The sequence below is a fragment of the Halorubrum sp. ASP1 genome (assembly GCF_005435135.1).
GTDB lineage: Archaea > Halobacteriota > Halobacteria > Halobacteriales > Haloferacaceae > Halorubrum > Halorubrum tropicale.
The window spans coordinates 172,635-187,306 of sequence record NZ_SGUA01000004.1; the positions used below are offsets into that span (position 1 = coordinate 172,635).

12 protein-coding genes are annotated in these 14,672 nt (G+C 70.0%); 7 read left to right on the plus strand and 5 right to left on the minus strand.

Features of this window, described 5'->3' with window-relative positions; translation table 11 throughout:
- Positions 1-18 precede the first annotated feature (18 nt).
- Genes EXE48_RS07730 through EXE48_RS07745 form a run of 4 tightly spaced genes read left to right on the plus strand, consistent with a single transcriptional unit; the run spans position 19 to position 4,624 of the window.
- The gene (locus tag EXE48_RS07730) at positions 19-1,491 is read left to right on the plus strand and encodes an extracellular solute-binding protein (RefSeq protein ID WP_082356871.1); all 1,473 of its coding nucleotides are present in this window, start codon (positions 19-21) and stop codon (positions 1,489-1,491) included.
- 12 nt (positions 1,492-1,503) lie between these two features.
- A complete protein-coding gene (locus EXE48_RS07735; RefSeq protein WP_053772066.1) occupies positions 1,504-2,511 on the plus strand; it encodes a carbohydrate ABC transporter permease in 1,008 nt (335 codons plus the stop codon).
- Between the two features lie 44 nt (positions 2,512-2,555).
- Positions 2,556-3,497: a carbohydrate ABC transporter permease gene (locus tag EXE48_RS07740; RefSeq protein ID WP_053772366.1), complete on the plus strand. Its 942-nt coding sequence runs from the start codon at positions 2,556-2,558 to the stop codon at positions 3,495-3,497.
- 2 nt (positions 3,498-3,499) lie between these two features.
- On the plus strand, positions 3,500-4,624 hold the full coding sequence (locus tag EXE48_RS07745) for an ABC transporter ATP-binding protein (RefSeq protein ID WP_199236357.1): 1,125 nt from the start codon (positions 3,500-3,502) through the stop codon (positions 4,622-4,624).
- Between the two features lie 118 nt (positions 4,625-4,742).
- Here the strand turns inward: EXE48_RS07745 and EXE48_RS07750 are convergent, their stop codons facing one another.
- Entirely contained in the window at positions 4,743-5,822 is a 1,080-nt protein-coding gene (locus tag EXE48_RS07750) for a TrmB family transcriptional regulator (RefSeq protein ID WP_082356872.1), read from the minus strand.
- Between the two features lie 242 nt (positions 5,823-6,064).
- Here EXE48_RS07750 and EXE48_RS07755 point away from each other — a divergent pair, with 242 nt between their 5' ends.
- Positions 6,065-7,429: a glycoside hydrolase family 68 protein gene (locus EXE48_RS07755; protein ID WP_137711153.1), complete on the plus strand. Its 1,365-nt coding sequence runs from the start codon at positions 6,065-6,067 to the stop codon at positions 7,427-7,429.
- A 101-nt stretch (positions 7,430-7,530) separates the two neighbouring features.
- On the opposite strand, the gene EXE48_RS07760 is transcribed toward EXE48_RS07755, so the two are convergent.
- Both EXE48_RS07760 and EXE48_RS07765 read right to left on the minus strand, forming a co-directional pair.
- Positions 7,531-8,010, minus strand: coding sequence for a universal stress protein (locus EXE48_RS07760; protein ID WP_053772070.1), 480 nt, complete (start codon positions 8,008-8,010; stop codon positions 7,531-7,533).
- A 209-nt stretch (positions 8,011-8,219) separates the two neighbouring features.
- Positions 8,220-10,346, minus strand: a complete 2,127-nt coding sequence (locus tag EXE48_RS07765) for a glycoside hydrolase family 32 protein (protein WP_137711154.1) — start codon at positions 10,344-10,346, stop codon at positions 8,220-8,222.
- Between the two features lie 220 nt (positions 10,347-10,566).
- On the opposite strand from EXE48_RS07765, the gene EXE48_RS07770 reads away from it, so the two are divergent.
- A complete protein-coding gene (locus EXE48_RS07770) occupies positions 10,567-12,240 on the plus strand; it encodes a glycoside hydrolase family 13 protein (RefSeq protein ID WP_137711155.1) in 1,674 nt (557 codons plus the stop codon).
- A gap of 155 nt (positions 12,241-12,395) precedes the next feature.
- The gene (locus EXE48_RS07775) at positions 12,396-13,334 is read left to right on the plus strand and encodes a carbohydrate kinase family protein (protein WP_053772367.1); all 939 of its coding nucleotides are present in this window, start codon (positions 12,396-12,398) and stop codon (positions 13,332-13,334) included.
- Positions 13,335-13,365: 31 nt separating this feature from the next.
- Here EXE48_RS07775 and EXE48_RS07780 read toward each other — a convergent pair whose 3' ends face one another.
- Entirely contained in the window at positions 13,366-13,575 is a 210-nt protein-coding gene (locus EXE48_RS07780; RefSeq protein ID WP_053772073.1) for a hypothetical protein, read from the minus strand.
- Between the two features lie 21 nt (positions 13,576-13,596).
- Entirely contained in the window at positions 13,597-14,592 is a 996-nt protein-coding gene (locus EXE48_RS07785) for a DUF5787 family protein (protein WP_137711156.1), read from the minus strand.
- Positions 14,593-14,672 lie beyond the last annotated feature (80 nt).

Genomic DNA, 14,672 nt, shown 5'->3' on the forward strand with positions numbered 1-14,672 from the left:
TTTATAACAACAGCTGTAATGGTAGACAATAGTTCCGGTCAGGACGGCGGGCGTGTGGGGGTATCGCGGCGGCGGTTCATACAGGCGGCCGGCGCGACGGGCGCGACGGTCGGTCTCGCCGGCTGCGGCGGCGGCGGTGGCGGCGACGGGCCGATCCAGATCACCATGGACGGCGAGTGGGAGGGAATCTCCGACTCGGTGACCGAGAGCCTGTACGAGGCGGGGCTCGACGAGTCGATCGAAGTCGAGATCCTCCCCGGCGACTTCGAGTCGGGCGCTCGGCGCTCCGAGTTCACGTCGGCGCTCGACGCCGGGCGCGCGAGCCCCGACATCTTCATGATGGATTCGGGGTGGACGATCCCGTTCATCGCGCGCGACCAGCTGGTGAACCTGAGCGAGGAGCTCTCGTCGGACACCCTCGATTATGTCGACGGTAACTACCTCGAGAGCGCGGTGAGCACGGCCAGCGACCCCGAGACGGGCGACCTGTACGGACTGCCGCTGTTCCCCGACTACCCGGTGATGCACTACCGGAAGGACCTCGTCGAGGAGGCGGGCTACGACCCGGAGGGCGACAACTGGGCGACCGAGCCCCTGAGCTGGGAGGAGTTCGCCGAGGTGGCCGCCGACGTGTGGGAGCAGAACGGCGGCCCCGACGGGGACGAGATCGACTACGGGTACACCACGCAGGCCGACAACTACGTGGGGCTGGCCTGCTGTACGTTCAGCGAGACGATAACGTCGTTCGGCGGCGCCTACTTCGGCGACCACGAGAACCTCTTCGGACCGATCGGCGACCGCCCGATCACCGTGACCGACGAGCCGGTCCTGAACACGATCCGCATGATGCGGTCGTTCATGGAGGGCCCGGACGCCGAGTACGCGCACCCGGACTTCCCGCAGATCTCCAACAGCGACCTACGGGCGTTCACCGAGGAGCCGTCCCGCGAGCCGTTCACGTCCGGGAACGCGATCTTCCACCGCAACTGGCCGTACGCGATCCCGCTCAACCTCGACTCCGAGGAGTTCGACGCCGAGGACTACGACGTGATGCCGCTGCCGTACGGCGTCGAGTCCGGCGAGGGGATGTACGAGGGCACGGGCGGTCCCGCCGCCGCGCTCGGCGGCTGGCACCTCACCATCAACCCGAACACCCAGCGGCTCGACGAGGCGGTCCAGGTGTTGGAGGCGTTCGCCAACGAGGACGTGATGGTGAACAACTTCTCGGAGGGCGGGTACCTCCCCCCGGACCCGTCCGTGACCGAGAACGTCGACCCCGAAGAGGTCGGCGCGCTCGGCGACTTCCTCGACACGCTGGCCGTCTCCGGCCAGAACACGGTTCCGCGGCCGGTGACCGTCGCGTGGCCCGACCAGGAGAGCCAGGTGGCTTCGCAGGTCTCGGACGCGTACGCGGGCGAGAAGTCGCCCGAACAGGCCATGTCCGACCTCGAAAGTTCCCTCGAATCGCTCGAGGAAGACCTGGCCGAGTAACGGGGGATCGAGATGGCAACCGACGCGCGGGCGGACGACGGCGGTTCGGTGTTCGCCCGGCCGCTCAACTGGCTGGAGACGCAGTCCGAGGAGGTGTACGCGTACGTGCTGTTAGCTCCCGCGTTTCTGCTGCTCGCGGTCGTCGCGTTCTACCCGCTCATCGCGACGTTCCGGTTCTCGCTCCTCGCGAACTCCCTCTCCGGCGCGGAGCCGTTCGGGGAATTCATCGGTCTCGGTAACTACGTGGACCTGCTGACGGGCGAGACGCCGTTCACCCAGCAGTTCATCTCGGTGACGCTCGCCGACGGATTCCCGTTCGTGGAGTTCGGCGCCCCGTTCCTACAACAGGCGCTCTTGGCGACGCTGGCGTTCGCGATCGCGAGCGTGGTCTTCGAGACGGTGATCGGGTTCGGACAGGCGCTCGTGATCGATCAAGACTTCTACGGGCGGCGGTGGGTCCGGGTGGCGATCATCATTCCGTGGGCCATCCCAATCGTCATTCAGGGGATGATCTTCTTCCTCATTTTCAACCCGACCATCGGCTGGGGAACCGAGTTCATGAGGTGGCTCGGCGTGTTCGGCGACAACCCGCTGTCAAGCAGCACGGACTCGTTCTTCATCGTGCTCGTCGCGGACATCTGGAAGACGACCGCGTTCATGGCGCTGCTCATCCTCGCGGGGCTTCAGAGCATCGACCGCGGGCTCTACGACGTCGCGAAGGTCTCGGGCGCGTCGCCGTGGCAGCGGTTCAAGTACATCACGCTGCCGCTCGTAGCGCCCGCACTCCTAGTCGCGATGCTGTTCCGGACGCTAGACGCGATGCGGATCTACGGGCTCATCGACGCGACCGCGGGCTGTGAGACGGTGCCGTCGCTGACCTGTCTCGTGATCATCGCGCTCCAAGAGAGCCGCCGCTGGGCCACCGCGTCCGCGGTCGCGTTCCTGACCGCGATCGTCATCAGCGCGTTCGTGGTCGCGTACCTGGTCGCGCTCCGTCGGAGCAGCGGGGGTGTCGCATGAGCGCGACCGATCCCGCGACGGGCGACGACGACCCGACCGTCGAGATGGCGAACCAGGCCGACCGCGAGGAGCCCGACCTCGACCGCGGCCCGATCGAGGCCTGGGCCGCGAAGATGATCTCGAACCCGCAGCGGGCGTACCGGATGGCGTTCTACGTGGCGACGTTCTTTTTCCTCGTCACGACGCTGTTCCCGTTCTACTGGCTGCTGGTCGTCGCGCTGACGCCGCGGAACAACCTCTCAGAGGTCGGCGTGTTCCTCCCGGCGGGGTTCAACCCGGGGGCGTTCATCGAAATCTTCACCACGCTCCCGTTCCACCGATACGTGTTCAACAGCTTCCTCATCGCCACTATCGCGACCGTGGCGGTGCTGCTCGTCGGGAGCCTCGCCGGCTACGTGTTCGGCCGCCTGCGGTTCCGCGGCCGGCGGCCGATGCTGCTTCTGGTGCTGGTGACGTCCTTCTTCCCGCCGGCAGCCTTCTTCATCCCGCTGAACCGGCTGTTCAACACCAACGTCGACGTGTTGCGGCCGTTGCTCTCGGCCGGGTCGCTGTACAACACGCCGTACGCGATCTTCATCCCGCTGTCGGCGATCTTCTTGCCGCTGTCGATATTCATCCTCATGACGTTCTACTCGCAGATCCCGGACGGGCTAGAGGACGCCGCGCGGGTCGAGGGGACGACGCGGCTCGGCGCGCTGTTCCGCGTGATCGTGCCGCTCTCGGCGCCGGGCGTCGCGACCGCGGGCGTGCTGACGTTCATCTCGGTGTACAACGAGTACTTCTTCAGCTCGCTGATGACCGACGGGCGCCCCGGTAGCTGGGCGCCGATGCTGGAGGGCATCCTCCGGTTCCAGGGCGAGTTCGAGGTGCTGTACAACCTCATGGCGGCCGCCAGCATCGTCGCGGTCCTGCCGGTGGCCATCCTCGTCGTCGTCGCACAGGAGAAGATCGTGAGCGGACTCACCTCGGGGGCGGTCAAGGAGTAACCATGGCATCAGTCAAACTATCGGGCATCACGAAACGATACGAGGACGTAACGGCAGTCGACGACATGAACCTGGAGATCGAGGACGGCGAGTTCGTCACCTTCGTCGGCCCCTCCGGGTGCGGCAAGTCGACCACGATGGAGACGATCGCCGGACTCACGCTCCCCACGGAGGGGAGCATCGAGATCGGTGGGCGCGACGTCACGGACCTGCCGCCGAAGGACCGGGGGATCTCCATGGTGTTCCAGAACATCGCGCTGTTCCCGCACATGGACGTGTACGACAACATCTCCTTCGGGCTCCGCCTCCGGAAGTACGACCAGGAGGAAGTCGAGCGGCGCGTCGAGGAGGCGGCCGACATCGTCCAGTTGGAGGGGATGATGGAACGGATGCCGAGCGAGATGTCCGGCGGGCAGCGCCAGCGCGTCGCCATCGCTCGCGCCATCGTCCGCAACCCGGGCGCATTCCTGATGGACGAGCCGCTGGCGAACCTCGACGCGGAGCTACGCGTCCACATGCGCACACAGCTCCAGCGGCTCCACCGCGAGCTGGACACGACCATCATATACGTCACACACGACCAAGCACAGGCGATGACGATGTCCGACCGGATCGCGGTGATCAACAGCGGCGTGCTCCAGCAGGTGGCGCCGCCGTTGGAGTGCTACAACGAGCCCGCAAACCGCTTCGTCGCCGGCTTCATCGGATCGCCGTCGATGAACTTCATCGAGGGCGAGGCGGTCGCAGACGGGTTCGAGTCGACTTACACCGACATCGAGTTCGACCCCGACGCACAGGGTGTTTCGCCGGGCCAGAACGTCACCGTCGGCGTCCGGCCGGAGGACGTTCACCTCGAACGAAACGCCGGGGAGGCGGGCGCGCCGACCAAGGCGTTCGACGCCGTCGTCGACGTGATCGAACCGGTCGGGAAGGAGGTGAACGCGTACCTCCTGTTCGACCGCGACGTGGAGGCGAGCGCCGAGGGCCGCGGCGAGGGGCAGTTGCTGATCAACCTCGAACCCGACACGACGATCTCCGAGGGCGACGACGTTCAGGTCGTGTTGGACCGCGACAACGTCCACCTATTCGACCGGGCGAGCGGCGACGCGATCAGCCACTCGCTGTAGTCGGCGACCCGCGGTCCGCTCCGCGGCCTCTCCTCGCTGTCCCGCCGCCGGCGCCCCGGCGCGAGCTCGCGGCGTTCGAGGCCCGCTTCCGACTGACGCAGAGAACCGTTCGCGACCGCTATGCCACGCTGACGAGCGTGATCCGGTGGGCCTCGACAGCCTCGACCATCGCGCCCCAACCGCCGACCTCGACGGGCCCGCCGTCGGTCTCGACGACGAGCCCGACCCGGCCGCCGTAGCTGGCGACGGTGTCGGCGTCGACCGCGTCATCGTCGCCAGCGACCACGACGTCCGAGAGGACGCCCTCGACGACACGGTCGTCGCCGCTCTCGGTGTCGGTTCCCTCGATCCGGAGCCGGACGGTCGCCCCGTCGCGGAGGAGCGGCGCGACGTCGCGGACGCAGTACCGAATGTCGATGTAGTCGATCGGCGGCTCGTCGTCGCGAGTCGTGTAGATCGACTTCCACGCGTCCCACTGGGTCGTCAGAAAGTACCAGTAGAACACGTACGTGTGCGTGCGGTCGTCGACGAGCACGCCGTACTCGTTGGTCGACCCCGCGTGGGGCGCGAAGCAGGTCTTCGTCCGATCGACGATCACAACGAACGGAGACGGGACGCGGCGGTGGCGGGCCTCGGAGCAGATCCCGGCGAGGTCCTCGGCATCCGGGAGCACCTCGCCGTCACCGTCCGGGGTGTGTATCGAGAGGTTGACGCGGACGCCGCGGTCGGTGGCCGCCCGGAGCGCCGGGCGCAGCCGCTCGAAGTGGTCGACACCGAGCGATAGGTTCACTTGCGTCTCGGCCTCGCGGATGAACTCGTCGGCGTTCTTGATCACCGTCTCGAACCGAGTGACGATGCTCACCGTCGACCGCTCGACGGAGGGCTCGTTCCAGCGGCGCTCGATCTCTTCGGTCGCGGCCGTGAGCCGCTTCGCCCGCGACTCCAAGTCGTCGGTGATCTCGTCGAGGTCGTTCGCGCGGGCGTACAGCGACTCCTGCTCGTACGTCTCGATGTAGCCGGCGCTCTCCAGGTCGCGCAACACGTCGTAGATCCGCGGGTCGGGCACCCCGCTGACGTCGGCGACCCGCGTGACCGGGGCGGCACCCAGCTCAAGCACCGTGACGTACGCGTCGGCCTGGTACGGCGAGAGGCCGGCGTCCTCCAGCGTCTCCGTGAGTTCTGCGCGGTCCACTCTCATCCACCGTCCCCGATCGGTCGCTCCGTCCCGACAGAAGCCACCGCACGGCCGACTGTCGGATCGGCGGAATGCGCGCGTTCGAAGCGGGCGCGGACCGCTCGATCTCGTCCGGGACGTCGTGGTTCCATGCGTTGAACTACCACGGCTGTAATAAAACGTTTTATTTCCGTCTCGGCGGGTTCCGTCCCTCGCGAGTCGTCCCAACTGAAAAGGCTTTATTCGGTCCGTTGTGGAGAGATCGTATGGACGATTCGCTCCCCGGAGCCGACGGTCGGCCCCGGTCACGGTGGACGCGCGAGCAGGCCGCGGGGATCGGGCGGCGCGGGGGGAACGTCGCCCCGGTCGCGGGTTCGCCGACCGTCGACCCGTTCCCGGACCTCCACATCTGGGACACGTGGCTGCTGCGGGACCGCCACGGGGGGATCGCGGAGGTGGACGGCTGGCGGCTGGCGTTCTCGCTGACCGCGTCGGCGGACCTCCTCCCCGGGACGCGCCACGACGTGGCCGAGATCCGCTGCTTCTGCTCGCGCGACGGGAGCGAGTGGCGCGACGCCGGCCCGGTCTTCGACGGCGGCGCGCTCGGTCAGCGCCAGTGGGCCGGCTCGGCGCTGTACGACGACGGCGACGTCTACCTCTTCTACACCGCGGCCGGCCGCGAGGACGCCGACGAACTGACGTACACCCAGCGGATCGCGGTCGCGCACGGCGGCTCCGTGACCGCCGACGCGGACGGGGTCGAGATCGCGGGCCCGTGGACCCACGAGACGCTGTTGGAGCCCGACGGCGACCGATACGAGACGGAGGCGCAGTCGCGCGGGATGACGTACACCTTCCGCGACCCGTGGTTCTTCGAAGACCCCGCGTCCGGCGAGACCCACCTCCTCTTCGAGGCCAACGTCCCGGCGCCCGAGCGCGACGGGGACGACGCCGCGACGAGCGAGCGGCGCGAGTTCAACGGCTGCGTCGGCGTCGCCGCCTCCCCCACGGGCGACCCGCTCTCGTGGGAGCTCCGCCCGCCGCTCCTCGACGCCGTCGAGGTGAACCAGGAGCTCGAACGCCCGCACGTCGTCGTCGCGGACGGCCGCTACTACCTGTTCGTCTGCAGCCACGTCCACACGTTCGCGCCGGGGGTGACCGGCCCGGACGGGCTGTACGGCTTCGTCGCGGACCGGTTCGAGGGCCCGTACCGCCCCCTGAACGGGAGCGGGCTCGTGGCGACGAACCCGTCAGGCGCGCGGTTCCAGGCGTACTCGTGGATGGCGTTCGCCCACGGCGAGGAGGTGCTGCTCCAGAGCTTCCTCAACTATCACGACTTCGCGGGCGACTCGCTGGACGCGGTCGCGGAGCTCCCGGAGGCCGAGCAGCGCGCGCGGTTCGGCGGCACGCTCGCGCCGACGCTCCGGCTCGCGGTCGACGGCGACGAGACGCGGCTGCTCGGGGCGCTCGACGCCTGGCGGATCCCCGCGCCGGACGAGCCGCTCCCGCCGGTCGACGAGTCCGAAGTCCCCGACGACGACTTCGACGGGGTGACCCGCGAAGGCGCCGTCGGCGGCGATTACGGCGCCAACCGCCCGTTCGGGTCGGAGTACGACGAGCCGGTCCCGTAGCCTACGCGACCGTTCTCGTGCCGTCCGCAGTGGGTGCGGGCGGGAGGTGAGAGGCCGGCGACTCCGCGACCGGTGCGCCGGACGGGAGAAAAAACGCCGAGTTACGCGGGGACGGTCGCTTCCGTCTGCTCCTCGGACCGGTCCTTGACGAACGTCACCGGGCAGTCCGCTTCGAGCAGCACGCGCTGCGCGGTCGAGCCGAACAGCGCCTTCCCGGTCGCCGAGCGGGAGCGCCCGCCCACGACGACGAGGTCGGCGTCGAGGCTCTCGCTCTTGTCGAGGATGCTCTCGGCCGTTTCGCCGAGCGCGCCGCGAATCTCGTAGTCGACGCCCGCGCGTTCGAGTCGCTCGGCGACGTCGCTGACGATCCGCGACCGCTCCGAGACGTCGTCGGGCGTGACCTCGGAGTCTTCGTCGATGTTCAGCTGCGTCTCGATCGTGTCGTATCGCTCGCGGTCGAACACGTGGAGTAAGACGACGCGGCCGTCCGGGTCGACGACGGACGCCGCGGTCTCCGCGAGTTCTTCGAGGCGGCTCTCGTCTTTCGATCCGACGGCGAGGAGGACTGTGTTCATGCTCATCTCGATTACTGATTGGGGACGCCGACACTTATATCTTCGGAATATTAATTCGGAGTTGAGTTAATATTCATGAAGTCGGGCGGATCGCGCGCTCGGCGGTCGTGCCGGTCGATCGACGCGTCTCCGCGGATCGGTTGCAATCCGTCTGAGCGACGAGAGAACGAGCGGCCTCGCGGGCGACGACCGGCTGTCGCCTCGGCGCCGCCGGCTCAGTCCGTCCGGCCCGACGGCGTGTCCGGGAACCCGCCGTCGAGTTCCCAGATAAAGAGGTCCTCGACCTCTGCGCGGCCGCCGGACGCCGCGAACGAGATTCCGGTGCTGTCCGTCCGCGTCGGGTAGACGCGGCTCGTCAGGCAGTGGCGCTCGTTGGCGAACAGCTCGACCGTGGAGCCGTCGAGGAAGGCCCGGAGGGTGAGGGGCTCGTCGTACGGCGTCACCGGCATCCGCTGTTCGTCGCTCCGCGCGCGCGGGTCCTCGCTCGCGGCCGAGCGGTCGACGACGAGCTCGTTCGTCGCGTTGTAGCGGATCTCGGTGCGCTCTCGCCGGTCCGGCGACTCGAAGACGGAGAGCGTCACGGCGTCGGCGTCGTCGAGCGCGACCGTCGCCGCCAGTTCGAGCGCGCGGCCGCCGGCGGGAGCGGTCCACCGCTCGTCGTCGAGTGAGACCGACGCCCCGTCGACCTGCTTCGCCTCCCTGAGCGCGGTCAGCTGCGGCGCCGGCCGCTGGGTCAGCTCGCCCGACTCGTCCACCTCGATCCGCCGCGGGACCGACAGCGAGCCGGACCAGCCCGCGTCCCACTGTGCCTCGGCGTCGCGGGCCTCGGGGAGCCACCCCCACGTCAGGTAGCCGTCGTCGACGGCCATCGACTGCGGCGCGTAGAAGTCGCCGCGGTCGAGGACGCCCCGGGAGGCGACCTCGAACGCCCCGTCGCGACGCGTGCCGACGAAGTACGGGACGCTCTCGTAGTCCGAGACGTGGAGGAGGTCCCACTCCCCGAAGCGGAGCAGCTCGGGACACTCCCAGACCGCCCCGGCGTCCGGCCGCTCTGCGGTGAGGAACCGCCCCTCGTAGCGCCAGTCGCGGAGGTTCTCGGAGCTGTACCGGAAGACCGTCCCGCCGACGTCGGTGAGGCCGGAGCCGATGAGCTGGTGCCACCGGCCGTCCTCCCGCCAGACGCAGTGGTCCCGGAACTCCGCCTGCCAGTGTTCCGTCTCCAGCACGTCGACGTCGTCCGGCGGCGCCTCGATCACCGGGTTCGACCGCTCCTTGGTCCACGACCGCAGCATCGGATCCGCGGCGGTCGCCAGGCAGGGGAGCTGTCGGCGGCCGCGCCCGCCGGTGTACAGTATCGTCGGCTCGCCGTCGAACTCGACCGCGCAGCCCGACCAGCAGCCGTCGCTGTCCGGGCCGTCGGGCGACGGTGACAGCGCGAGCGGCTCGTCGCGCCAGGTTACGAGGTCCTCGCTCGTGGCGTGGCCCCAGTGGATCGAGTTGTGGTACGGGCCGCCCGGGTTGTACTGGTAGAACACGTGATACGTCCCGTCGCGCTCGATCAGCCCGTTCGGGTCGTTGAGCCAGTTCGCCGGCGGCGTGAGGTGGTACCGGGGCCGTTGCTCGTCGCCGTCGAGCCGCGCTCTGAGGCGTCGGAACCCCTCCCCGTCGACCGGGCGGTCGAACCTCGGGTTCGGGCCGGCCGCCAGCGACTCGACAAGCCCCTCGACGAGCCGGTCTCGGTTCGTGCCGTACGGCTCCGAGACCGCCGGCGTGAGCGCCAGTTCGCCGACGCCCAGCACCGCACCCTCACCCGGGTGCCATGAGACCACGCTGGTCTGGGTCGGCCGGTCGTGCTCGCCCTCGACGGTCGACGCGAGGACTTCGCCATCGGCGGGGAGCCGGTCCTCGTAGCGGGCGTAGGGAACCGTCCCGCGGTCCGCGACGGGCGTCCGGAGCCCCTCGAACGCGTCGACCGCGGGGTGGTCGTCGTACACCGACCGCCAGAGGGGCCCGGTCGGGGCCGTGACGGTCCGCGTCCCGACGGCGTCGGGCGCGACGGACTCGAAGCCGAGCGACGTCGCCGCCCCCACGGCGCGGAGGCTCAGGAGGAGTCCGCCGCCGTCGCGGACGAACGCCGCGAGCGCCGACGCGGTCCGGTCCTCGACCGCCGGCGCCTCCGCGCGGTGCCACCAGAGGACGTCGTGCGCCGTCGTCGGCGTGACCCGCGCCGGGTCGACGAGGTCGACGTCGTACCTGGCCTCCGCCCACTCGCGCGCCGCCGCCTGTCGGTCGCTCGGGTCCCCCTCGACGAGGAGCCCGACGCGAACCGGTCCGGCTGTCATGCGTCGGTCATCGCCTCCCGGGATAAAAACGCGATCCATCTCGCGGCGCGGGACGGCGGTCGTCTGCCGTCGCCGCCCGCCGATCGAACCGGGCGATTGCGGGCGGACTGGACCGTTTCGATAGTGCTAACAGACGAGGGACTTCTATCGACGCAGTACCGGTCGCACCGGCGGAGAGCCGCGGCGGACCGCGCGCCGCGTCGGCCGGATCGCACCAAAAATGACAGAGCGCGCATGGTGGAAGGAGGCGGTGGTGTATCAGATATACCCGCGGAGCTTCAACGACTCCGACGGCGACGGGGTCGGCGACATCCCGGGCATCGTCGAGAAGCTCGACTACGTCGACGAGCTCGGCGTCGACGCGGTCTGGCTGAGCCCGGTGTACGAGTCGCCCCAGCACGACAACGGGTACGACGTCAGCGACTACCGCTCGATCCACTCGGAGTACGGGACGATGGACGACTGGGAGTCGCTGCTGGCCGGCCTCCACGACCGCGACATCCGCCTGGTGATGGACATGGTCGCGAACCACACCTCGTCCGAACACGAGTGGTTCCGGCGGTCCCGCACGGACCCGGACGGGGAGTACGGCGACTACTACGTCTGGCGCGAGGGGGACGCCGACGAGCCGCCGAACAACTGGAAGTCGTTCTTCGGCGGCTCCGCCTGGACGTACGACGAGGAGCGCGAGGCGTGGTACCTCAGCCTCTTCGACACGACGCAGCCCGACCTCAACTGGCGCAACCCGGACGTCCGAGCGGAGATGTACGAGGTGATGAACTGGTGGCTCGACAAGGGCATCGACGGGTTCCGGCTCGACGTGCTCAACCTCATCTCGAAGCCCGAGGGGCTGCCCGACGGCGACCCCAGTCGAGACCTCGTCGGGAGCGAACACTTCGTCGACGGCCCCCGGATCCACGAGTACTTGGCCGAGATGCACGACGCGGTGTTCGCCGGGCGGGACATCGTCACCGTCGGCGAGATGCCGGAGCTAACCCTGGAGTCCGCCCGCGAGTACACCGGCGAGGACGGCCCGCTCGACTTAGTCTTCCCCTTCGAACACGTCCAGGTCGACTTCGGGCCGAACGGCCGGTGGGACGTCGGCGAGTGGACGCTGCCGGAGCTCAAGTCGGTCCTCGATACGTGGCAGCGCGGCCTCGACGACGAGTGGTGGACGACCCTCTTCTTCGAGAACCACGACCAGCCGCGCAGCGTCTCCCGGTTCGGCGACGACGAGCGGTACCGCTACGAGTCCGCGACGGCGCTCGCGACGGCCCTCCTAACGCTGCGTGGAACGCCGTTCGTCTACCAAGGCCAGGAGCTCGGCATGACGAACACCACCTTCGAGAGCCTCGACGACGTCGCCGACGTCGACACCGTCCGGAACGTCCGCGAGCTGATCGCGGACGGCGTGTACGGCGGGTACGGGGAGGTCAGGGGCGTCGTCGAGGCCCGGTCGCGCGACAACGCTCGGACGCCGATGCAGTGGACCGACGGCCGACACGCGGGCTTCACCGACGGCGACCCGTGGCTCCCGGTCAACGACGACTACGAGGCCGTCAACGCCGCCCGCGAGCGTGAACGGACGCCGTCCGTGCTGTCGTACTACCGGACGCTGATCGGCGTGCGGGGCGACTCGGAGCCGCTCCGGTACGGCTCCTACGAGCTCCGCTACCCCGACGACGAGCAGCTGTACGTCTACGAGCGGCGCCTCGACGGCGAGCGGGTCGTGGTCGTGCTCAACCTCTCGGGCGAACCCCGGACGGCCGACGTTACCCCGGTCGGGCCGTCCGCCGCGCTGCTCCTCGGGAACTACGAGTCGGTGCCCGAGGCGCCCGGCGAGCCGTTCGACCTGCGCCCGTACGAGGCTCGGCTGTACGCCGAGTCCGGCTGAGGTCCGGCCGGCGCCGTCTGCGGACGCCGCCGGGGTCCCGTGAATTTAATACCGGCACGCGCGAGGTGCGGGTCGAGAGATGTCCCGTCGGCACCGAGGCGAGGCGACCGCGGAGCAACGGCGCGGCCAGCACAGCGGACCCGTCCGAGCGCGGCATGACGCGTGAGGCGCTCGTCGCCGGCGAGGCGCTGATCGACTTCATCCCCGACAGGCACGGCCCGCTGGCGGCGGTCGAGTCCTTCTCCCGACGCGCTGGCGGCGCGCCGGCCAACGTCGCGGTCGGGCTCGCCAGGCTCGACCGGACGCCGTGGTTCTGTACGGCGCTCGCGACCGACGCCTTCGGCGAGCACCTCGCGTCCGTCCTCGACCGCGAGGGGATCTCGGACCGGTTCGTGCGCCGCGTTCCGGACGCGCGGACCGCGCTGGCGTTCGTCTCGCACGGCGAGGACGCCGACCGAGAGTTCACCTTTTACCGAGAGGGGACGGCCGACAGGCGGTTCGACGCGAGCGGCGTCCCGGACGAGGTCCTCCAGTCGGTCGACGTCGTGGTCGTCGGCGGAGTGACGCTGACCGTCGAACCGGCCCGCTCGGCGACGTTCGACCTCGTCGAGCGCGCGCGGGCGGCGGACTCGCTGGTCTGTTTCGACCCGAACGTCCGGCCGGAGCTCTGGGAGGTCGACCCCGAACCGACGCTGCGGCGGATGCTCTCGGCGACGGACGTTCTCAAGGCCTCGCGGGAGGACCTCGGCGGCGACGCGCTCCCGGCGGCCCCCGACGAGCTACTCGACGCCGGACCGGACGCCGTCTTCCTGACCGAGGGCGAGGCGGGGGCGCGCCTGGTCGCCGGCGAGGACTCCCCGTGGGAGTGCGGCGAGTGGCGCCACGGCGGCTACCGCGTCGACGACGTCGTCGACACGACGGGCGCGGGCGACGCGTTCACCGCGGGCGTCGTCGCGGGACTGGTCGACGAGGCCGCGCCCGAGGAGGTCCTCGGGTTCGCGAACGCCGTCGCCGCGGCGTCGACCCGCTCCGAGGGGGCGATGACGGCGCTCCCGGACAGGGAGGCCGTCCGGCGTGTCCGGGAAGACTCCTGACCGCCGCTCCGGAGGTCGCTCGCGGCGAGTCTCACTCGGCGCCCGACCGCACGTTCGTCCCGACGAGGGCGATCAGGTACGAGAACGCCGGGAACAGCACGGCGACCGCGGCGAGGTGTCCGGGATCGATCCCCGCGGGACCGTCGAGGAGAAGCCCAGTGTACTGGAGGACCGCCAGCGTGAGTACCACGACCACCGTTCGCGCGGCGTACTCTGCGAGCGATTGGTTCGGGGACCGCATACGGCGGGCTGGCTCTCCCACTCACTCAACGCTTTCGGGCCGGTCCCGCTCGCGTTCCCGCCGTCGGTCCAACACTCGCTTGTACCCCTTCCCCGGGCCGCCCTCGATGGGCCACCCGCGCGTGCGCCACTGCGGCGGCTCCGGCGAGAACTTCGGACAGGACCCCGAGCACTCCCGCGCGGTCGGGACCTTCCCCTTCGCGGCGCAGTGCGGGAGAAGCGCGCGGCCCTCGCGCCTGAGTTCGAAGTGCCGGCAGTCGGGACGCATCGTCTCGTGGAACGACCGCCACCCCTTCCCGTAGGCGCGCTCCGCGATCTCAAGCCGGAGCGTCTCCGTCTCGGGATCGCGGCGTTCGCCTTCGCCCGGCGCGAGGTCGCTCGGGTGCCACGCCACGTCGGCCGCGTCGGCGTCGACGCCCGCGGAGAAGTCGGTCGCGAGGATGCCGGCCTCGACCGGTAGCTCGCGGAGGAGGGCCGGCTCGACGCGCTCGCCGGTCGTCTCCGTCGCGAGCCACGCCTCGTCGGCGAGCCCGGTCTCGACGTCGTGGTCGAGCTGGTCGGCGAGCCGGTCGGCCGCCGAGCGGTCAAGGTCCGGCTTGTTTTCGACCGCGACGATCCGCCCGACCCAGTCCGGGTAGGGCCGCACCCGGCGGATCTCGATCCGGTTCCCGTCGCGGCGCGTCTCGATCAGGTCCCGGCCCGCGGCGCGGTGGACCGCCCGCCGCACGTAGCGCCACGGGTAGCCGGGGTCCGGCAGGGCGTCGCGGTACCACGCCCACTCGGCGGGCGCGCCGCGGACCACGTGGAGGAGGTCGGAGTCGATGGTCCGGTCGCCGAACGCGCGCCGCCGCGCGAACGCCGGCGGGTCGACCTCGATCACGACCGTGTCCCAGCGGCGCTCCTTGGTACCGAGCTGGCGGGCGACAATCGCCGGACGCGGCCCCTCGCTCGGGTGCCAGGCCAGCTCGGCGAACCGGCAGACCAACAGCTCGTAGCCGAACTCGGCGTCGGGCGTCACTGGTCGACCCGTCGAGCGGGGCGGACAAAAGCGAACCGCTCGGGGGGTGCGGCCGCCGTCGACCGCGTGCGGCCCCGTCC